Raw genomic sequence first — 18,473 nt, 5'->3', positions numbered from 1 at the left:
AAGTCGATGCCGTCGACGGCCCGCACCGCGCCGGTCTGGCGGCGCAGCAGCCCGCTGCGGATCGGGAAGTGCCGGGTCAGGCCGGTCACCTTCAGCAGCGGCTCGCGGCCGGGGGCGGGTGCCGGCGGCGGGGTCAGGGCGTCTGCCGGTGCCGCCGGGGGGGCCTGCTCGGCGGGCGGGGCGATCCTCGCCTGGGTGGCCGGGGCGGCGGCCGGGGTTCCCGTGGATCGGGTCAGCACGACCGCCGTGGCGCCCAGCACCAGCAGGGCGGCTGCCAGTGCCATGAGCATGCCAGGGCCGGCTCTCCGAGGCGTCCTGCGGCGTCGGCGACCGCCCTTCCGGGGCGGCGCGACCCGCCTGCCGTCGGATCTGGCTGCGGACATGATCTTCACAGTGGCACGGCGAACGGGTGAATGTCCACACACCCCGGCCGCGGCGTGGCCGCCCGGAGCGGCGGCCGTCACGGGACGGCGGTTGACCCCTGCGTCTCGGGTGGCAGACTTCAGGGCATGGCGATTCACAGGAACCTTCTCGACGGTCCCGAACCGACCCTCCTCCCGGAGGAGGAGCGGCCCTACCGCATGCTGGCGGAGGAGTCGGCCTCCCCGACCCAGGTGGCGGCCGAGTTCCCGGTCTTCTGCCTGGCCTGGGCGATGCTCGCCGACGACGCCTACGCGGCCGGCCGCTACGTCGAGTCGTACGCCTACGCCCGCACCGGCTACCACCGCGGTCTGGACGCGCTGCGGCGCAACGGCTGGAAGGGCCACGGCCCGGTGCCGTGGGAGCACCGCGGCAACCGCGGCTTCCTGCGCTGCCTGGCCGCGCTCGCGCGGGCGGCCGGCGCGATCAAGGAGACCGAGGAGGAGGCCCGCTGCTGGCAGTTCCTGAAGGACAGCAGCGCGGAGGCGTACGCGGAGCTCAAGCAGTAGTCCGAGCGGACGGCAACCCGACGCACGGGTGCCCCCGGCGGTCCTCCGCCGGGGGCACCCCTTGTTCTGCCTGGCCGTCGCGCGCCGTCAGGTGGTGACGGCGACCGGGCTCACTTCAGGCGCTTGCCCGCCGAACGCAGCTGCTCGGCGGCCTCGCGCACGCGGGCGGCCATGCCGGCCTCGGCCAGCTTGCCCCAGGTGCGCGGGTCGTAGGTGTTCTTCTTGCCGACCTCGCCGTCGACCTTCAGCACGCCGTCGTAGTTGGCGAACATGTGGCCGGCCACCGGGCGGGTGAAGGCGTACTGGGTGTCGGTGTCCAGGTTCATCTTCACGACGCCGTTCTCCAGCGCGGTGGCGATCTCCTCGGTGCTGGAGCCCGAGCCACCGTGGAAGACGAAGTCGAACGGGTCGGTCTTGCCGTACTGCTTGCCGATCGCGTCCTGGAGCTCGCGCAGCAGCTCCGGCTTCAGCACGACGTTGCCCGGCTTGTACACGCCGTGGACGTTGCCGAAGGACGCGGCCAGCAGGTAGCGGCCCTTCTCGCCCAGGCCCAGCGCCTCGGCGGTGCGCACGACGTCGTTGACGGTGGTGTACAGCTCGTCGTTGATCTCGTGGGTGACGCCGTCCTCCTCGCCCCCGGTCGGGGTGATCTCGACCTCAAGGATGATCTTGGCGGCGGCGGCCTGGGCCAGCAGCTCCTGGGCGATGGCCAGGTTGTCGGCGAGGGTCTCGGCCGAGCCGTCCCACATGTGCGACTGGAACAGCGGGTTCTCGCCCCTGGCCACGCGCTCGGCGGAGACCGCCAGCAGCGGACGGACGTAGCCGTCCAGCTTGTCCTTCGGGCAGTGGTCGGTGTGCAGCGCGACGGTGATGTCGTACTTGGCGGCGACGATGTGCGCGAACTCGGCGAGCGCGACGGCGCCGGTCACCATGTCCTTGCTGTGCTGGCCGCCCAGGAACTCCGCGCCACCCGTCGAGATCTGGATGATGCCGTCGCTCTCGGCCTCGGCGAAACCGCGCAGCGCGGCGTGCAGGGTCTGCGACGACGTGACGTTGATGGCCGGGTAGGCGAACTTGCCCGCCTTGGCCCGGTCGAGCATCTCGTTGTAGACCTCGGGAGTTGCGATGGGCATGCGATCCGCTCCTGTCGGGTTGCGGCGTACGGACGGTGCTGTCCGACGCTGTGTACGCCTTCGTGACGACTCCGTGCCGGACCGCCGACGCGCGGCGTTGCGGTGTGGCTCTCCGGCACCAAGGTTCGCGGCGACCTGCGCGGTACGGCCATGAGGGTGGTGTGCCACCGCGGACCGGACGCCTTCGCCATCTTCCCAGACTCGTGCTCGCGGGTCAGCAGGAGCCCGCCATGCGGAACGCCGCGCGCTGCGGGCCCGCGGCGGTCCGCACGGCGGGCCCCGGGCGGTCTCGGCCGGGCCCGACGGGACGGGGACGCCCGCTCGTTCGCAAGGCGCGCCCGCTATCCTGCGCCCGTGGACTACAACCAGCTGGCCGTCAACCTGCTCGACGCCAAATCCCTGATCTCGTCCCTCGGCGCCATCGGGCTGATCGCGATCATCTTCGCGGAGACCGGCCTGCTGGTCGGCTTCTTCTTCCCGGGTGACTCGCTGCTGATCCTCGCGGGTGTCGCCGCCTCGAACGCCGCCTCCTCGGTGCTCGGCGACGGCGCCAAGCTGCCGATCGCCGTCCTGCTGATCGGCTGCCCGATCGCGGCGATCGCCGGAGCCCAGCTCGGGCACCTGATCGGCGTCAAGGTCGGGCCGAAGATGTTCGACAAGCCCGACTCGAAGATCTTCCGCCGCGAGTACGTGGTGAAGGCGGAGGAGTACTTCAACAAGTTCGGCTCCGGCAAGGCCGTGGTGCTGGCCCGCTTCATGCCGATCGTCCGCACGTTCCTGAACCCGGTCGCGGGCACCCTGGAGATGCCCGCGCGGACCTTCTTCGTCTGGAACGTGATCGGCGGCGTGCTGTGGACCGAGTCCATGCTGCTGACCGGCTACTTCTTCGGTGACGCGCTCGCCCCGGTGATCGACAAGTACCTGATCCCCGCGGTGCTGCTGATCGTGCTGCTGTCGGTCTCGCCGATCCTGATCGAGGTCGTGCGCGAGCGGAAGAAGAAGCGGGCGGGCGGCGGCGCCGAGGACGACGGCGGCGAGAGCGCGGTCCAGGCCGGCAACGGCCGGCACCGGCGGGGCTGAGCGCCCGGCGTCCTGCGCCCGGCGTCCTGTCGTACGGCGTCCCGCACACGGCTGAGGGCCGGTTCTGTTTCACGTGAAACAGAACCGGCCCTCAGCCGTTCGTCGTGCCCGTGGAGGTCAGAGACCCAGGTCGTCCAGGGTGTACGCGGTCACGTACTCCAGTCCCTGCGCCTCGATGGCGGCCGCGCCGCCGCGCTCCACGATCACCGCGACGCCGACCACCTCGGCACCCGCCTCGCGCAGCGCCTCCACGGCGGTCAGCACCGAGCCGCCGGTGGTGGAGGTGTCCTCGACCGCCAGCACCCGGCGGCCCTTGACCTCCGGGCCCTCGATCCGGCGCTGGAGGCCGTGGGCCTTGCCGGCCTTGCGGACCACGAAGGCGTCCAGCTGCTGCCCGCGCGCGGCGGCGGCGTGCAGCATCGAGGCGGCCACCGGGTCGGCACCCAGGGTCAGACCGCCGACGGCGTCGTACTCCAGGTGCGAGGTCGCGTCCAGCATCACCCGGCCGACCAGCGGGGCGGCCACGCCGTCCAGCGTGATCCGGCGCAGGTCGACGTAGTAGTCGGCCTCCTTGCCGGAGGAGAGGGTGACCTTGCCGTGCACGACGGCCTTGTCCTTGATCTGCGCCAGCAGGGCGTCGCGGTCGTTGCTCATGAGCGTTCAGTCTAGGCCCTGGGCATGGGCCCGGCGCTCCGGGCTCAGCGCCGGCGCAGCGCCCTGACCAGCACCACGGCCCCGCCCAGCAGCGCCACCGAGCCGCCGATCACCCACGGCACCGCGCTGCGGCCGCCGGTGCCGGGCACCACGATCCCGCCGACCTCGCCGCCCCAGCGGGACGCCGCCCGGGCCCGCGCACTGCGGGCGGGCAGCGCCGGGGCGTACGGGCCGCGCGGCGGGGCGTGGTCCACCTCCTCGGCGGACCGGCCGACGATGCTGCGGCGCACCGGGCCGGTGAGCACCGGTTCCTCCTCGTACGCGAAGAGCGGCTCGGCGGGGATCTCCTCGGCGACGGCGTCCTGCTCGGCAGGGCCGTCCAGGTCCTCGCTGTCGACGTCGTCCTCGTCGTCGTCGGCCGAGCCGGTGGGCAGGCCGAAGCGCTCGGCGTCGGCGTCGGAGAAGGCGATCAGGTCGGAGAGGTCGTCGTCCAGGTCGTCGCCGGGCCGGTCCTGGCGATCCTCGATGAAGACCACTCCGGCGTCGGCCGCGGCCGTGTCCGTGTCCTCGTCCTGATCCTGCGGCTGCTCGCCCTCCGGGGCGGCCAGCGCTGCGGCGAACCGGTCCAGCAGGCGGCGGCCGGTGGCGTCGAGGGTCTCCTCGTCGAACTCGGTCAGCCGGCCGGTGCCGCTCAGGTCGCCGGTGAAGCGGATCGTCGCGGTGCCGTCCTCGGCACCGTCCGCGACGCTGACCCGTACGGTGGCGGTCACCTCACCGCTGCCCCGGACCTCCTCGCCCTCGGCGAGCACGGTCAGCACGCCCTCCCGGCCCTCGATCAGCGACAGCACGCCCTTGTACGTGATCGTGGAGCCGCCGACCCGCAGCTTCAGCCGGCCGCTGATCTCCTCGGCCGCACCGGCGCCGACCGCGGCCGGCTCGGTGCTCAGCCCGGGCACGCTCCGGGCCAGCAGCGCCGGATCCTGCAGGGCCTGGCGCACCGGCTCGGCGGACATCGGGACGACAACCTCATGCTCCATGTCACGGAGCCTACCGACTGGTCCCCGCCCGGTCCCTACCCACCACCATCCGACTTTTCCCACCCCACCTGTTCCCTTGGTCGTCGCACCATCGCCGTCGGCCCCGGGAGCGGGCCCGCCCGGGCCGCGGTGTCAGCGGGGCCCGAGGAGGGTGAGGGCGGCCGGGGGGCGGGCGGGGCGGAGCGCGGAGAGGCGGGTGGTGGAGCCGCGGAGGGTGTCGGGGGTGAGGGCGCGGGGCGGCGGGGCGTCGGGAGCGAGGGTGAGCGGCGGCCGGGTGGCGGCGGCGAGCAGGAAGTTCTGGGCGCCGTCCTGCGGGCCGGGCCGGCAGGCGGCGGTGGCGCTGCCGGGGACGGCGTACGGGGCGGTCTGCAGGCCCGCGGTCCGCAGGCCCGAGTCGATCTGCCAGAGGCCGTCCAGGTCGCTCCCGGCGCGGACGGCGATCCGGCCGCCGGGGGAGAGCAGCCGGGTGGCGAGGCCGTAGAACTCCTGGGAGTGGAACTTGACCGGCCCGCCGTCGGCCGGTGCCGGGAGGTCGGCGAGCACCACGTCGTACGGTCCGTCCCCGCCGGAGGCGCCGGCGCCGCGCAGCCAGGCCATCGGGTCGGCCGCGGTGGTGCCGACCCTGGGGTCGTCCAGCGAGCGGCCGCCGAGCGCGGAGAGCGCGGGGTCGGTGCGGGCGAGCCGGGGGAGGGCGGGGTCGGCGTCGACCAGTCGCACGGAGCGGACGCCCCGGTGCCGCAGCACCTCCCGCAGGGCGAGCCCGTCGCCGCCGCCCAGCAGCAGGACCCGGGTGTCGGGGCCGGCCGCCATGGCGGGGTGCACCAGGCCCTCGCTGCCCCGGTACTCGTCGGGCCCGCAGACCGCGAGCCGGCCGTCCAGGTAGAGCCGGAGCGGGCCCTCGGCGGGGCCGGTGAGCACGATCTCCTGGTGCCGGCTGCGGGTCGCGTAGCGGACCTGGTCGCCGTACAGGGCGTGCCGGGCGGTGCGCTCGATCGCGTCGGAGCCGGCCGCGGCCGCGGCGAGCAGGGCGAGGACGAGCAGGCAGCAGCCCCAGAGCAGCCGTCGTATCCGGGGGGCCGGCTCCTCGCGGAACAGCCAGAGCACCACGGCCGCCCCGGCGACGGCGTTGACGGCACCGGTGAGCAGCGCGCCGTCGCCGGGGCCGAGGGTGGGCAGGATCAGGAACGGGAAGGCGAGGCCGCCGATCAGCGCGCCGACGTAGTCGGCGGCGAACAGGTCGGCGACGGCCCGTCCGGCGTCCTCGCGGCGGATGCGCTGGATGAGGGTCATCAGCAGCGGGATCTCGGCGCCGATCAGGATGCCGATCAGGCAGGTGAGGCCGACCATGGCGGCCTGGTAGCGGCCGATCCAGGCCCAGCAGGAGTAGAGCGCGAGGACGGAGAGCCCGCCGGTGAGGGCGAGTGCGCACTCGACCAGGGCGAAGGCGGTGGCGGGCCTGCTGGTGAACCGTTTGGCGAGCAGCGAGCCGAGGCCCATCGCGAACACCATGACGGAGAGCACGACGGAGGTCTGGGTGACGGTGTCCCCGAGCAGGTAGTCGCCGAGCGCCACGAGTTCGAGCTCGTAGACCAGTCCGCAGGCCGCGCAGACGAACGCGGCCAGCAGGACGGTCAGGCGGGCGAGCCGGGGGCTGGAGCGCAGCCGGGACCGACGGCGGGTGGGCGGGAGCGGGGCGAGGCCTCGCCCGGGCCGGGGCGGGGTGCCGTCGTCGAGGTCCACTCGCGGACGTGCGGGCGGACCGGCCGGATGGTTGATCACGAACAAACGCTAGGGGACGTGCGGGATGGATGGCTGCGCCCATTCGACGGACAGTGAGCAACGTCGGATTGACGAACCGTTCCTGCGTACGATTCGTAGGCCCGCACCCGGGCGGCCTACGGCCGGATCGGGGTCCCGGTCCGGGCTTCGGAGGGTCATGCCCCGGACACCACCAGCGAGGAGCGGGTGCACACCAGCTGCCCCTCCTGCGGGTAGGCGTGCCAGGTCCGCCAGAGTAGCCGGTCCTCGCGGCCCTGGGTCACCAGCGCGGTGAAGGCGCTCGGGTCGCCGGGGAAGACCCCGGCCAGGCCCCGCGGGTGCCCCTCGACCAGGGCCAGCAGTTCCTGGGCGCGGGCCGCGAAGTCGTGCGGCGGCAGCACCTCGATCCGGGCGGCGAACTCGTACTCCCAGCCGCCGACCTGCTTGGCCACCCTGGCCGGCAGCGGGGTGCGGCGGCCGGGCAGGCAGGCGACGGTCTCCAGACACCGGCCGGGGCCCGCGTCGATCACCACCTGGTGGGAGGCGCCCAGCAGGCGCAGCTGGAGGGTGCCGGACGGGCCCGGGCGGCCGCCTCCGCCGAGTCTCAGGTCGCGGACGGCGAGAGCGGGCAGCGGGTCGCCGCCGAGGCACCAGGCGAGGTCACCGGCCCGGGTGTCCGTGTAGGAGGTTTGCAGTGTGGTGAGCATGCTCGGCTCCGCGTTTCAGCTCCGTGCGCGCCCGCCGAGCAGCACCGAGTAGGCCTAGGCGATGGCGAGGCTGTTCGTGGCTGTGCGGCCCTGGGCGCGGCCGACCGTGGAAGGAAGGATTCCGGCTGGAGATTCAGCAGCAGAGAAGCACGAATACGCCGGGTCCGCCGGTGATTTACCCAACTTTGTCAAGCATTCACCGTTTCGGGCACACCTGCTTCCCGGGTCTGATCGAGCCCGTGTACGAGACTGCACAGCGCGCGCCCCTATCACCGGATTGTGCGCCGTGCGCGCCGGGTGTGCACTGTTCGGGTGCATCACACTCCGCCGCCCTCCGCGCACGGGGCGTGGAGGGCGGCGGGGGAGTGCCTCACGGACCGGTCGGAACTCCTCCAGAGTAGTGAATACGCTTACGGATCAAGGAAGTTGATGATCAATCAGAACTGGTGTCGGGTCACAGGCCCGTCTGTTCGAAGGGTGTGAAAGGGGGCGTGCAGCCCCTCACAGGCGCCGCAGGCGGGCGACGGCCTCCTGGAGGACCTCGTCCTTTTTGCAGAAAGTGAAGCGGACCAGGCTACGGCCCGCGTCCACGTCGTCGTAGAACACCGCGTTCGGGATGGCGACGACGCCGCAACGGCCGGGCAGGGAACGGCAGAACTCGATGCCGTCCTTCTCGCCGAGCGGGGTGATGTCGGTGGTGACGAAGTAGGTGCCCTCGGGGGTGAAGGCCCGGAAGCCGGCCGCGGTGAGGCCGTCGACCAGCAGGTCGCGCTTGCGCAGCAGGTCGGCGCGCAGGGTGTCGAAGTACGTGTCGGGCAGCCGCAGGGCCTCGGCGACGGCGTACTGGAAGGGGCCGGCGCTGACGTAGGTGAGGTACTGCTTCGCCGTGCGCACGGCCGCGACCAGCGCCGGGCTCGCGGTGACCCAGCCGACCTTCCAGCCGGTGAAGGAGAAGGTCTTGCCGGCCGAGGAGATCGAGACCGTACGTTCGCGCATGCCGGGCAGGGCGGCGACCGGGTGGTGGGCGGCACCGAAGACCAGGTGCTCGTAGACCTCGTCGGTGACCACCAACAGGTCGTGCTCGACGGCGAGTTCCGCGATGCCGCGCAGCTCCTCGGCGGTCAGCACGGTGCCGGTCGGGTTGTGCGGGGTGTTGATCAGCAGCAGCCGGGTGCGCGGGGTGATCAGGGTGCGCAGTTCGTCGAGGTCGGGGCGGAAGGACGGGGCCCGCAGGGTCAGCGGGACACGGGTCGCGCCGGCCATCGCGATGCAGGCGGCGTACGAGTCGTAGAACGGCTCGAACGCGATCACCTCGTCGCCGGGCTCCAGCAGGGCCAGCAGGGTGGCCGCGATGGCCTCGGTGGCGCCGGCGGTGACCAGCACCTCGGTGTCCGGGTCGTAGGACAGGCCGTGGAAGCGCTGCTGGTGCTCGGCGATCGCGGCCCGCAGCTCGGGGACGCCGGGCCCTGGCGGGTACTGGTTGCCGTGGCCCTCGCGCAGCGCCCGTACGGCCGCCTCGCGGACCTCCTCGGGCCCGTCGGTGTCGGGGAATCCCTGGCCGAGGTTGATCGATCCGGTGGCCGTGGCCAGGGCGGACATCTCGGCGAAGATCGTCGTGCCCATCCCGGCCAGTCGGCGGTTCAGCAGCGGCCTGGTACCCATCGGTGACTCCTCACGGCTTGTCGTCAGGCCCATCCTGGGACAGCCGGGAGTCCGGGACAAGGACGGCCCGCCACCGGGCGGTGGCGGGCCGTACCGGAGTGCCGGGGCGGGATCAGGCCTCGTCGGTGCCCTCGGGGGCCTCGCCGTCCTCGCCCTCGATCTCGTTCTGGAGGCCGAGGCGCTCGACGATCCACTGCTCGAAGCCGACCGCGGCCTGGGTCCAGTTGGCGGTGGTGGTGACGAAGTAGTCCAGGTTGACGCCGGTGCCGACGATCATCTGGGCCTCGCCGATCAGGCGGACCACGCCGTCCTCGTGGGTGTGGGTGTAGACCTTCGGCCAGAGGGTCTCGCGGTTCCACTCGTCGATCAGGTCGAGGATCTCGCCCTTCTTCTCCAGCGGGTACGCGCGGTCGTAGAAGGCGCGCACCGCGAAGAGCTCCTTCTGCTCGCCGCGGAACATGTAGTAGACGCGGAAGCCCTCCCAGGGGGCGGTGAGGTCGCCCTCCTCGTCCACGACGTGCTTGAGCTGCATCTGGTCCAGCAGCTGGGTGACCAGGCCCTGGTCCGGGACGATGATCGGCGGCGGGCCGGCCGGCCCCCCGCCCTGGCCGCCGGGCTGGCCGCCCTGGGGCGCGCCGAAGGACGGGATGGACGACGGGTCGATGCTCATGGGGGTCCTCTTCCTCAGTGCACGTGGTGGCCGGCAATGAGAGGCCGCCCTTTCCACCTCCCATCCTGCCTCATTCGGGGCTCCGCTCACAGGGGCGTCCGAGGGCGGTGCCGATCTTCGTCCGGCGTTCTCCCCGGTGTCGTCGCAGGCCCCGGCGGCGGTGCGGCGGACGGTGGTCACCGAGGGTGCGCGGGGTGCGGGCGCCGGCTGTGCCGAGGGGCGTGCGGGAGCCGCGTCACGCGCCCGGCGCACGGTTCGGCCGGGCGGGCCGGCCAGAGGCGGTGGGCGCGCCCGCGGGGCCTGGGCGCGTGCAACGCCGGATCGCTCCGGGCGAGTTGAGGCTCGATGGAGCTGAGTGGTGAACAGGGGCGCGGAACGGGCCGCCCCCGCCGCCGGAGCGGAGGGAGCGGCCCGGGTGCCGGACGCCCGGCGGCGTCACTTCTCCAGCGGCCCCCGGCTGCGGACGGTGAGGCGGTCCTCCTCCTCGTCCCGTTCGACCAGGACGGTGTCCCCGTCGTGCACCGTGCCGGACAGGATCGCCCTGGCCAGCTGGTCGCCGATCGCGGACTGCACCAGCCGGCGCAGCGGGCGGGCGCCGTACGCCGGGTCGTAGCCGGTGAGCGCCAGCCAGTCGCGGGCGGCCGCGGAGACGTCCAGGGTGAGCCGCCGCTCGCGCAGCCGCTCGCCCAGGCGGGCCACCTGGAGGTCGACGATCCGGCTCAGCTCGGCGGTGCCCAGCGGCTCGAAGACCACGATGTCGTCCAGCCGGTTGAGGAACTCCGGCTTGAACGCCGACCGGACGGCGCCCAGCACCAGCTCCCGCTTCTCCGCCTCCGGGGTGGCCGGGTCCACCAGGCTCGGTTCGACAAACGCGTGCGAGCCCAGGTTGGAGGTGAGGATCAGGATCGCGTTGCGGAAGTCCACCGTGCGGCCCTGGCCGTCGGTGAGCCGCCCGTCGTCCAGCACCTGGAGCAGGACGTCGAAGACCTCCGGGTGCGCCTTCTCCACCTCGTCCAGCAGCACCACGCTGTACGGGCGGCGGCGGACCGCCTCGGTGAGCTGGCCGCCCTCCTCGTAGCCGATGTACCCGGGCGGGGCGCCGACCAGGCGGGAGACCGAGTGCTTCTCGCCGTACTCGCTCATGTCGATCCTGACCATCGCCCGCTGGTCGTCGAACAGGAAGTCGGCCAGGGCCTTGGCGAGTTCGGTCTTGCCGACACCGGTCGGGCCGAGGAAGAGGAAGGAGCCGGTCGGGCGGTCCGGGTCGGCGATGCCGGAGCGGGTGCGCCGCACCGCGTCCGAGACGGCCTGCACGGCCTCCTGCTGGCCGATCAGGCGCCGGCCCAGCTCGTCCTCCATGCGCAGGAGCTTGGCGCTCTCGCCCTCCAGCAGCCGGCCCGCCGGGATGCCCGTCCAGGAGGCGACCACGTCGGCCACGTCGTCCGGGCCGACCTCCTCCTTGACCATCGAGGCGGAGGCGTCCTGGCCGGCGGCCCGCTCCTGGGCGTCGGTGAGCTCCTTCTCGGCGGCCGGGACCTCGGCGTACATCAGCTTGGACGCCCGCTCGAAGTCCCCGTCGCGCTGGGCGCGTTCGAGCGCGCCGTGCAGGTCGTCCAGCCGCTCCTTGAGCTCGCCGACCCGGTTGAGGCTCTTCTTCTCCTGCTCCCAGCGCGCCGTCAGCACGCTCAACTGCTCGCTCTTGTCGGCGAGGTCGCGCCGCAGCCGGGCCAGCCGGTCCACCGAGGCCGGGTCCGACTCCTTCTCCAGGGCCAGCTCCTCCATCCGCAACCGGTCCACGGAGCGCTGGAGTTCGTCGATCTCGACCGGGGAGGAGTCGATCTCCATCCGCAGCCGGGAGGCCGCCTCGTCGACCAGGTCGATCGCCTTGTCGGGCAGGAAGCGGGAGGTGATGTAGCGGTTGGACAGGGTGGCCGCGGCGACCAGGGCGGCGTCCGAGATCTGCACCTTGTGGTGCGCCTCGTACCGGCCCTTGAGGCCGCGCAGGATGGCGATCGAGTCCTCCACGCTGGGCTCGCCGACCAGCACCTGCTGGAAGCGGCGCTCCAGGGCCGGGTCCTTCTCGATCCGCTCGCGGTACTCGTCCAGCGTGGTGGCGCCGACCATCCGCAGCTCGCCGCGGGCCAGCATCGGCTTGAGCATGTTGCCCGCGTCCATCGCGGAGTCGCCGCCGGCGCCCGCGCCGACCATGGTGTGCAGCTCGTCGATGAAGGTGACGACCTGGCCGTCGGAGGACTTGATGTCGTTCAGGACGGCCTTCAGCCGCTCCTCGAACTCGCCGCGGAACTTGGCGCCCGCGACCATCGCGCTGAGGTCCAGCGAGACCAGCCGCTTGCCGCGCAGCGACTCCGGCACGTCGCCGGCCACGATGCGCTGGGCCAGGCCCTCGACCACGGCGGTCTTGCCGACGCCCGGCTCGCCGATCAGCACCGGGTTGTTCTTGGTCCGGCGGGAGAGCACCTGGACCACCCGGCGGATCTCGTGGTCGCGGCCGATCACCGGGTCGAGCTTGCCGTCCCTGGCGGCCTGGGTGAGGTCGGTGCCGTACTTCTCCAGCGCCTTGTAGGTGCCCTCCGGGTCCGGCGAGGTGACCCGGCCGCTGCCCCGGACGTCCTTGAACGCGGCGAGCAGCGCCTTCGCCGTCGCGCCCTGCTGCGCCAGCAGCTCGGCCACCGCCCCGCCCTCGGCGGCCAGGCCGACCATCAGGTGCTCGGTGGAGACGTACTGGTCGTCCAGGTCGTCCGCGCGCCGGCCGGCCTCGGTGAGCACCGCGATGGTGTCCCTGGCGAGCTGCGGCGCGGCGACCGTCGAACCCATCGCGCTGGGCAGCGCGGCCGCCTGGCGGCGCGCCTCGGCGTCGACGCGGGAGAGGTCCGCCCCGACCGCCTCCAGCAGGGGCCTGGCGATGCCCTCGGGCTGCTCCAGCAGGGCGATCAGGATGTGCACCGGCCTGACGTCCGGGTTGCCGGCCGTGCCCGCCTGCCGGATGGCGGCGGCCAGGGCGTCCTGCGTCTTGGTGGTGAACTTGCTGGCGTCCACTGCTGGGGGGTCCTCCCTCGTCGTCCTGCACTACTGCTGCTGCTACTGCTCGTACTACCGCTACTGCTGCGTGCCGCACTGCCGGGCAGATGGCACACCCGGAGCGCACTGCCACGAGCAGCATGCACTAAGTTGAGTCTACTCCGCTCAACTCTTTTCCGGCTCACCTTCTCGGTGAACGTTCGGCGGACCCCCGGGTCAGCCCCAGCAGCGCCCTGGCGGGGCCGCCGGGCCGCTGCCCGGCCGGCCACACCGCGCGCAGCGGCCGCCGCAGGTCCAGCTCCCGGGCCAGCGGCACCTCGACCAGCCGCCGGGTGGCCAGCTCCTCCACCACCGCCAGCTCGCTCAGGCAGACCGGCCCCGCCCCGGTCATCGCGGCCCCCTTCAGCGCGGTGGACGAGGCCAGCTCCATCCAGGGCCGCGCCGCGCCCCCGTACGGCCGCAGGGCCGTCTCCAGCACCTCCCGGGTGCCCGAGCCGGGCTCGCGCAGCACCAGCGGGGTGGCCGCCAGCTCGGCCCCGGTCAGCGGGGTCCGGCGCCGGGCCCAGGGGTGGCCGGGCGCCACCACGACCACCAGCCGGTCCGCCGCCACCACCGCGCCGGACAGTCCGGGCGGGGTGGAGGGGCCCTCGACGAAGCCGAGGTCGGCGTCCCCGGCCAGGACGTGTCCGGCGACGTCCGCCGAGTTCGCCGTCCGCAGCGTCACCGCCGTCCCCGGGCTGGCCTCGGACAGGCCCAGCAGCCAGCCGGGCATCAGGTACTCGGCGACGGTCAGGCTGGCCACCACCCGCAGCTTGGCGTCCCGCCGCTCGCGCAGCGCGTCGATCCCGGCGTCCATCGCCTGCGCCGCCTCCACCACCTGCCGGGCCCACTCGACCACCAGCCGGCCCGCCTCGGTCGGCGTGCTGCCCCGGGGCGAGCGGTCCAGCAGCGGGACGCCGATCTGCCGCTCCATGCCCTTGATCCGGGCGCTGGCGGTCGGCTGGCTGACGCCCAGCTCGGCCGCCGCCCGTCCGACGCTGCCCAGCCGGGCCACCGCGAGCAGCAGTTCCAGGGCGCCGAGTTCGGGGACGTGCGGGGAGAGGGCCATAGATTCAGGCTATGCCCCCATAGAGGTCGGGGCGCTACCGGCGGCCGGGCCCCCGGGCGACGGTGGGAGCATGTCCACTCTGGCCGGTATCGGCCCCCTCGCCCGTCCCGCCGTCCGCTCCAGGTTCGACCTCGCCCAGCTCGGCCCCAACTGGTACGCCGCAGTGATGGGCACCGCGATCCTGGCGAACGGCGCCGCCGTGCTGCCGGTGCGGCTGCCCGGGCTGACCGGCTTCGGCGAGGTGATGTGGGCGCTCGGCCTGGCCGCCCTGCTGGTGCTGGCCGCCGCCCGGCTGGTCCACCTCACCCGGCACCGCGAGGCGGCCCGCGCCCAGCTGCTGGACAACCCGGCCACCGCGGTCTTCTACGGCTGCCCGCCGATGGCGCTGCTGGCGGTCGGTCTGGGCACCCTGCTGCTCGGCTCCCGGGTCATCGGCACCGGCCCCGCGGTCGCCCTGGACGCCGTGCTGTGGAGCCTCGGCACCCTGTACGCGCTGGCCGTGGCGGGTGGTATCCCGTACCTGATGATCACCCGGCACCGGGTCTCCGCCCTGGAGGCCAACCCGACCTGGCTGCTGCCGGTGGTCGCCCCGCTGGTCGCCTCCGCCTGCGGCCCGGCGCTGGTCCCGCACCTGCCGGCCGGGACGGCGCAGCAGGCCATGCTGTACGGCTGCTGGGCGCTGTTCGGGATCGGCCTGCTCGCCACCCTGGTGCTGCTGCCGGTGGTCTTCACCGGGCTGTTCCACAGCAGGCTGCCCGCCCTGGCGCTCACCCCCACGCTGTTCCTGGTGCTCGGCCCGCTCGGCCAGTCCGTCACCGCGGTCCACCAGCTCGCCGACGCCGCCCGCCCGGTGCTGCCCGCGCTGGCGCCCGCCATGACCGACCTGGCCGAGCTGTACGGCGTGGCGGTGATCGGCGTCGCGATGCTCTGGCTGGCCGTCGCGCTGACCGCCAACCTGCGCGCCCGCCGGGCCGGGATGCCGTTCGCGATGACCTGGTGGGCGTACACCTTCCCGGTCGGCACCTGCGTCACCGGCGCCTCCGCGCTCGCCCGGCACACCGGCTTCGGGGGCTTCAGCGGGCTGGCCGTCGGGCTGTACCTGCTGCTGGCGCTCGCCTGGGTGCTCGCGGCGGGCGGTACCGCGGCCGGGCTGGCGCGGGGGCGGTTGCTGGCCCGCTGAGCGCACGGCCGGTCGCGGGCTCGGCGCGGGCCGGCGGGTACCGGAACGCGTCGGGGCTGGTCACCGGGGGCGGACGGGCAGCTCAGGAGCATGCCGGCGGTGCAGGAATGCGCACGTCCGCTATGACCGTGCACGGCCAATCGACGGTGGCGCCGGACACCGCCGACACCCCTTCCCCGCCTCGGACTTCACCGGAATCCGACCCGCCGCCCGGCCCTCCCCACCAGCACCGGGATGCAGATTGCTGCAATTGCGCGAACATGCACTCGGGCGGCACTTGTTCACCGGACGTCACGCTGTGAGGGTGGAGACACGCCAAGTCGTCCGGGCAACCGCAGCCCGATGGTGGCGACTTGCTCTTCGAGAAGACCGCGGGCGCCACAGTCGGCGCCGGCGGGAACGGGGGAACGAAGAGCACCGGCTGGGGGCCATGTGTGGTGATGGCCCCCGCTGCCGGACCCGTCGAGGCGTTGCTGCTCCGCCTCGACGGGAGCGCCTTGGCATTGGCGTACCGATGGCGGCCCCCGGGGACCCGGCGTGCGACGGCACCCGGGCCGGGGGTCCGCCGTCCCACCCGGTACCGTGACCGCCACGCCCGGGACCACGCCGTACCGGCATCCGGATCCGTGGGCCCGGCCGGCCCACCGGGACCACGGCCCGCGCGGCGGGGAACACGGGGCAACACCAGGGGAGAGGCGTCCGGCAGGGAGGGCACGACGTGACGGCGGAACCGGCGGTCACACCGGACCAGGCGGGGCACGTGGGCGAGGAGCCTGACGAGGCCGCCCGGCAGCTCTACCTGGCCGTCATCGCCGAGGGCGGCCGCGTCCCGGCCGGCGAGGTCACCGACATCGACCAGGGTGCGCTGCAACAGCTCATCGACATCGGCCTGTTGATGGTCAACCCGATGGACCGCTGCTACACCGCGGTCAGCCCGCGCTCGGTCAGCGACCGCCTCGGCGCCGAACTGCGCAGCGAGGCCACCCGCCTGCTGGTCCGCGCGGAGAACCTCCCCGGCGCCCTGGACGGTCTGACCCGCGCCTACGACGCGATGCCCCGCCCGTCCGGCCCGGCCGGCGGCGCCGTCCACGTCGAGGGGCACGTCCACATCCGCCAGCGGATCTCCCAGCTCGTCTCCGACTGCCGCTCCGAGGTCCTCACCGCGCAGCCGGGACACCGTCCCGCCGACACCCTCCAGGTCGCGCTCCGCCAGGACGTCCAACTGCTCAGGCGCGGCTGCTCGCTGCGCACCGTCTACCAGCCGGTCGCCCTCGCCGACCCGCCCGCCCGCGCCTACGCCGAGGAGGTCACCCGGCACGGCTCGCTCATCCGCGTGCTCGACGAGCCCTTCCAGCGGCTGATCGTCTTCGACCGGTCCGTCGCCGTGATCTCCGCCAACGACGACAACAGCACCGCCGCCTTCATCAGCGACCCGGCCACCATCACCTACCTGGTCGGCACCTTCGAACGCGACTGGGCGCGCGCCGAGACCACCGAGACCGCCGCCCCCGGCCAGGGACCCGCCAGGACCATCCCCGACCGGGTCGGCCGGCTCCTCGCCCGCGGTCTCACCCAGCGCGCCGTCGCCACCAGGCTCGGCCTGAGCGAACGCACCGTCGCCGGCCACATCTCCCGGCTGCGCGACCGCTACGGCGCCCAGACCCTCTTCCAGCTCGGCTGGCTGATGCGGGGCGCCCGCGATGACCGATGAGCCGGGCCAGGCCGAACGGGCCCTCTACCTCGCCGCGGTCCGCGGCGGAGGGCGGCTGCGCCCCGAGGACCTCGCCCCCGCCGACCGTCCCACCCTGGCCGCCCTCGTCGCGCGCGGCCTGCTCGCCCCCACCGCCACCGGCTGGACCGCCGCCAACCCGCGGGCCCAGGTCGACCGCATCGGCTTCGAACTGCGCTCCCGCGCCGTCCGCCTGCTGCTGCACGCCGAGCGGCTCCCCGGCACCCTCGGGCCGCTCGCCCGCGCCTACGACACGGCCCGCCGCCCGGACCGGTGTGCGCCGGCCGTCGACCCCGGCACCGCCGGTACGGCCGGCACTACCGGTCCGGCCGACACCGTCGACGACGCCGCCGACGTCCGCCGACGGGTCACCGAACTCGTCTCGGAGTGCCGGGAGGAGGTCCTGGCCGCCCAGCCCGGCCCGCGTCCGCTCGAAGCCCTCAGGATGGCCCTCGCCCAGGACCTCTCGCTGCTCCGCCGGGGCTGTTCGCTGCGCACCGTCTACCAGCCGGCCACCGTCGCGGATCCCACCGTGCAGAGCCAGATCGCGCTGCGCGCCGGGCAGGGCGCCCAGGTCCGGGTCCTCGCCGAACCGTACGAGCGGGTGCTGGTCTTCGACCGTGCGGTGGCGGTCATCCCCGCCGCCGAGGACCGCAGCCGTGCCGCCTTCCTCACCGACCCCACCACCGTGGCCTACCTGGTCGCCCAGTTCGAACGCGACTGGGCCCGCGCCGCACCCGTCGGCCGTCACCTCGACCCGCCGCCCGCCACCACCGTCCGGATCGGCCGGCTGCTCGCCCGCGGTCTCACCCAGCGTGCCGTCGCGACCCGGCTGGGCGTGAGCGAACGTACCGTCGCGGCCCACATCTCCCGGCTGCGCGACCGCTACGGCGCCCGGACCCTCTTCCACCTCGGCTGGCAGTTGCGGGGCGAGCGCCATGACTGACACTCCGCCACCCCGCTCTTCGTCCAGCGCCTCACCCGGCGTGCCGGCGCGAGCGGCCGGTGCCTCGGGGAGCGTGCGGTGGCGGGCCGGTTCGCCCGGCCGCGGGAGTCGTACGACGCGGCGACGCTGTTCCGGCCGGGCCGGCAGCCGCGGGGAGCCCGGGCGGGAGAGCCCGGTGGGCAGCCGCCGTTCAGCCGGTGGCGGCGCCGGTCGGCCAGTAGCCGGGGACCGGGGGCTGCTGCCGGGGGACGCTGAACTGCTCGCCGGGGGCGGTCCAGAAGCCCTCGCGCAGGGAGAGCGCCATGCCGGCCCAGTCGAGCGCGGTCTCGACCGTGTGGTTGAGGGCCTCCTGCGACCAGGTGTCGTCGAAGACCAGCGGCAGGACGGGGGCGACCTGCTCGATGGTGGCGATCAGCGGGTTGTGGGTGATGGCCTCGTCGACCAGGAGGACGATCGGCTTGCGCAGCGCCGACGCCCAGCCGAGCTCCAGGCTCACACCGGCCGAGAGGGGGGCACCGACGTAGGCGAACACCAGGTCGGCGGACTGGAGGGCGCGGAAGTCGGACGGAACGCGCGGCTCCGGCGCGCGGCCGGAGATGGTCCAGGCGTCGCTGTGGTGCGCGCTGTACACGGCGGCACCGCTGCGGAGGAGGGTGGTGCGGAGCGTCGTCAGCCGCGTCCGGCTGGCGAGCGTCACCACGCTGTCGGCCGGCCCGGTCAGCCGCATCAGCGGCGCGGCCAGGAACACACGTGCACGCCGACCCTCAGGGGCCTGGCTGTCGTGGTGACGCAGGTAGGGCTCGGTCATGTCGACTCCGGGGAAAGGCCGACCGGGTTGAAA

15 protein-coding genes and 1 pseudogene are annotated in these 18,473 nt (G+C 73.8%); 5 read left to right on the top strand and 11 right to left on the bottom strand.

Translation table 11 applies throughout. The annotated features are described in order from the left end of the window. Window positions 1–290, bottom strand: a pseudogene (locus tag BU198_RS41745) (hypothetical protein); the annotation flags it as partial. A 219-nt stretch (window positions 291–509) separates the two neighbouring features. Between BU198_RS41745 and BU198_RS02205 the strand changes: the two are divergent. Then, the gene (locus BU198_RS02205; RefSeq protein WP_049659647.1) at window positions 510–929 is read left to right on the top strand and encodes a DUF3151 domain-containing protein; all 420 of its coding nucleotides are present in this window, start codon (window positions 510–512) and stop codon (window positions 927–929) included. Between the two features lie 110 nt (window positions 930–1,039). On the opposite strand, the gene fbaA is transcribed toward BU198_RS02205, so the two are convergent. Next, window positions 1,040–2,062, bottom strand: a complete 1,023-nt coding sequence (gene fbaA, locus BU198_RS02200) for a class II fructose-bisphosphate aldolase (protein WP_188295097.1) — start codon at window positions 2,060–2,062, stop codon at window positions 1,040–1,042. A 354-nt stretch (window positions 2,063–2,416) separates the two neighbouring features. Between fbaA and BU198_RS02195 the strand changes: the two genes are divergently transcribed. Further along, window positions 2,417–3,142: a DedA family protein gene (locus BU198_RS02195; protein WP_317619928.1), complete on the top strand. Its 726-nt coding sequence runs from the start codon at window positions 2,417–2,419 to the stop codon at window positions 3,140–3,142. 117 nt (window positions 3,143–3,259) lie between these two features. Here the strand turns inward: BU198_RS02195 and pyrE are convergent, their stop codons facing one another. The 8 genes from pyrE to BU198_RS02155 form a co-directional block, all read right to left on the bottom strand. Then, window positions 3,260–3,796, bottom strand: coding sequence for an orotate phosphoribosyltransferase (gene pyrE / locus BU198_RS02190; RefSeq protein ID WP_188295096.1), 537 nt, complete (start codon window positions 3,794–3,796; stop codon window positions 3,260–3,262). A 44-nt stretch (window positions 3,797–3,840) separates the two neighbouring features. Further along, window positions 3,841–4,833 (bottom strand): hypothetical protein, encoded by a 993-nt coding sequence (locus BU198_RS02185; RefSeq protein ID WP_188295095.1) that lies wholly within the window; start codon window positions 4,831–4,833, stop codon window positions 3,841–3,843. Between the two features lie 132 nt (window positions 4,834–4,965). After that, window positions 4,966–6,612 carry a polyamine aminopropyltransferase gene (locus BU198_RS02180; RefSeq protein ID WP_317619926.1) on the bottom strand — a complete coding sequence of 549 codons (1,647 nt, stop codon included), beginning with the start codon at window positions 6,610–6,612 and terminating at the stop codon, window positions 4,966–4,968. A gap of 155 nt (window positions 6,613–6,767) precedes the next feature. Further along, window positions 6,768–7,298, bottom strand: coding sequence for a DUF2617 family protein (locus tag BU198_RS02175; protein WP_188295094.1), 531 nt, complete (start codon window positions 7,296–7,298; stop codon window positions 6,768–6,770). Window positions 7,299–7,799: 501 nt separating this feature from the next. Continuing rightward, a complete protein-coding gene (locus BU198_RS02170) occupies window positions 7,800–8,960 on the bottom strand; it encodes a pyridoxal phosphate-dependent aminotransferase (RefSeq protein WP_188295093.1) in 1,161 nt (386 codons plus the stop codon). A gap of 112 nt (window positions 8,961–9,072) precedes the next feature. Then, complete coding sequence (locus tag BU198_RS02165; protein WP_188295092.1) at window positions 9,073–9,630, bottom strand: YbjN domain-containing protein; 558 nt, start codon at window positions 9,628–9,630, stop codon at window positions 9,073–9,075. 435 nt (window positions 9,631–10,065) lie between these two features. Beyond that, the gene (gene clpB, locus BU198_RS02160; RefSeq protein ID WP_188295091.1) at window positions 10,066–12,687 is read right to left on the bottom strand and encodes an ATP-dependent chaperone ClpB; all 2,622 of its coding nucleotides are present in this window, start codon (window positions 12,685–12,687) and stop codon (window positions 10,066–10,068) included. Between the two features lie 163 nt (window positions 12,688–12,850). Continuing rightward, a complete protein-coding gene (locus tag BU198_RS02155; protein WP_188295090.1) occupies window positions 12,851–13,777 on the bottom strand; it encodes a LysR family transcriptional regulator in 927 nt (308 codons plus the stop codon). Between the two features lie 70 nt (window positions 13,778–13,847). Between BU198_RS02155 and BU198_RS02150 the strand changes: the two genes are divergently transcribed. The 3 genes from BU198_RS02150 (at window position 13,848) to BU198_RS02140 (ending at window position 17,632) form a co-directional block, all read left to right on the top strand. Continuing rightward, window positions 13,848–14,957, top strand: coding sequence for a TDT family transporter (locus tag BU198_RS02150; RefSeq protein ID WP_188295089.1), 1,110 nt, complete (start codon window positions 13,848–13,850; stop codon window positions 14,955–14,957). 718 nt (window positions 14,958–15,675) lie between these two features. Continuing rightward, window positions 15,676–16,668 (top strand): LuxR family transcriptional regulator, encoded by a 993-nt coding sequence (locus BU198_RS02145; RefSeq protein ID WP_317619925.1) that lies wholly within the window; start codon window positions 15,676–15,678, stop codon window positions 16,666–16,668. Beyond that, window positions 16,658–17,632, top strand: a complete 975-nt coding sequence (locus tag BU198_RS02140; RefSeq protein WP_188295088.1) for a helix-turn-helix domain-containing protein — start codon at window positions 16,658–16,660, stop codon at window positions 17,630–17,632. Before BU198_RS02145 ends, BU198_RS02140 begins: the two co-directional genes overlap by 11 nt. A gap of 190 nt (window positions 17,633–17,822) precedes the next feature. On the opposite strand, the gene BU198_RS02135 is transcribed toward BU198_RS02140, so the two are convergent. Next, window positions 17,823–18,440, bottom strand: coding sequence for a hypothetical protein (locus tag BU198_RS02135; protein WP_188295087.1), 618 nt, complete (start codon window positions 18,438–18,440; stop codon window positions 17,823–17,825). Window positions 18,441–18,473: the final 33 nt, after the last annotated feature.

Origin of the sequence: Streptomyces sp. CBMA156, from assembly GCF_014596515.1 — a bacterium.
Classification (GTDB): domain Bacteria; phylum Actinomycetota; class Actinomycetes; order Streptomycetales; family Streptomycetaceae; genus Kitasatospora.
Note: the sequence above shows the minus strand (reverse complement) of the source record. Positions and strands in the feature narration are given on the sequence as shown.

Excerpts from the sequence above, each read along its gene's own strand:
- BU198_RS02175 (WP_188295094.1), bottom strand. The coding sequence starts at position 7,298 with ATGCTCACCACACTGCAAACCTCCTACACGGACACCCGGGCCGGTGAC.
- pyrE (WP_188295096.1), bottom strand. The coding sequence starts at position 3,796 with ATGAGCAACGACCGCGACGCCCTGCTGGCGCAGATCAAGGACAAGGCC.
- BU198_RS02135 (WP_188295087.1), bottom strand. The coding sequence starts at position 18,440 with ATGACCGAGCCCTACCTGCGTCACCACGACAGCCAGGCCCCTGAGGGT.
- BU198_RS02150 (WP_188295089.1), top strand. The coding sequence starts at position 13,848 with ATGTCCACTCTGGCCGGTATCGGCCCCCTCGCCCGTCCCGCCGTCCGC.
- fbaA (WP_188295097.1), bottom strand. The coding sequence starts at position 2,062 with ATGCCCATCGCAACTCCCGAGGTCTACAACGAGATGCTCGACCGGGCC.
- BU198_RS02170 (WP_188295093.1), bottom strand. The coding sequence starts at position 8,960 with ATGGGTACCAGGCCGCTGCTGAACCGCCGACTGGCCGGGATGGGCACG.
- BU198_RS02155 (WP_188295090.1), bottom strand. The coding sequence starts at position 13,777 with ATGGCCCTCTCCCCGCACGTCCCCGAACTCGGCGCCCTGGAACTGCTG.
- BU198_RS02205 (WP_049659647.1), top strand. The coding sequence starts at position 510 with ATGGCGATTCACAGGAACCTTCTCGACGGTCCCGAACCGACCCTCCTC.
- BU198_RS02165 (WP_188295092.1), bottom strand. The coding sequence starts at position 9,630 with ATGAGCATCGACCCGTCGTCCATCCCGTCCTTCGGCGCGCCCCAGGGC.
- BU198_RS02140 (WP_188295088.1), top strand. The coding sequence starts at position 16,658 with ATGACCGATGAGCCGGGCCAGGCCGAACGGGCCCTCTACCTCGCCGCG.
- BU198_RS02185 (WP_188295095.1), bottom strand. The coding sequence starts at position 4,833 with ATGGAGCATGAGGTTGTCGTCCCGATGTCCGCCGAGCCGGTGCGCCAG.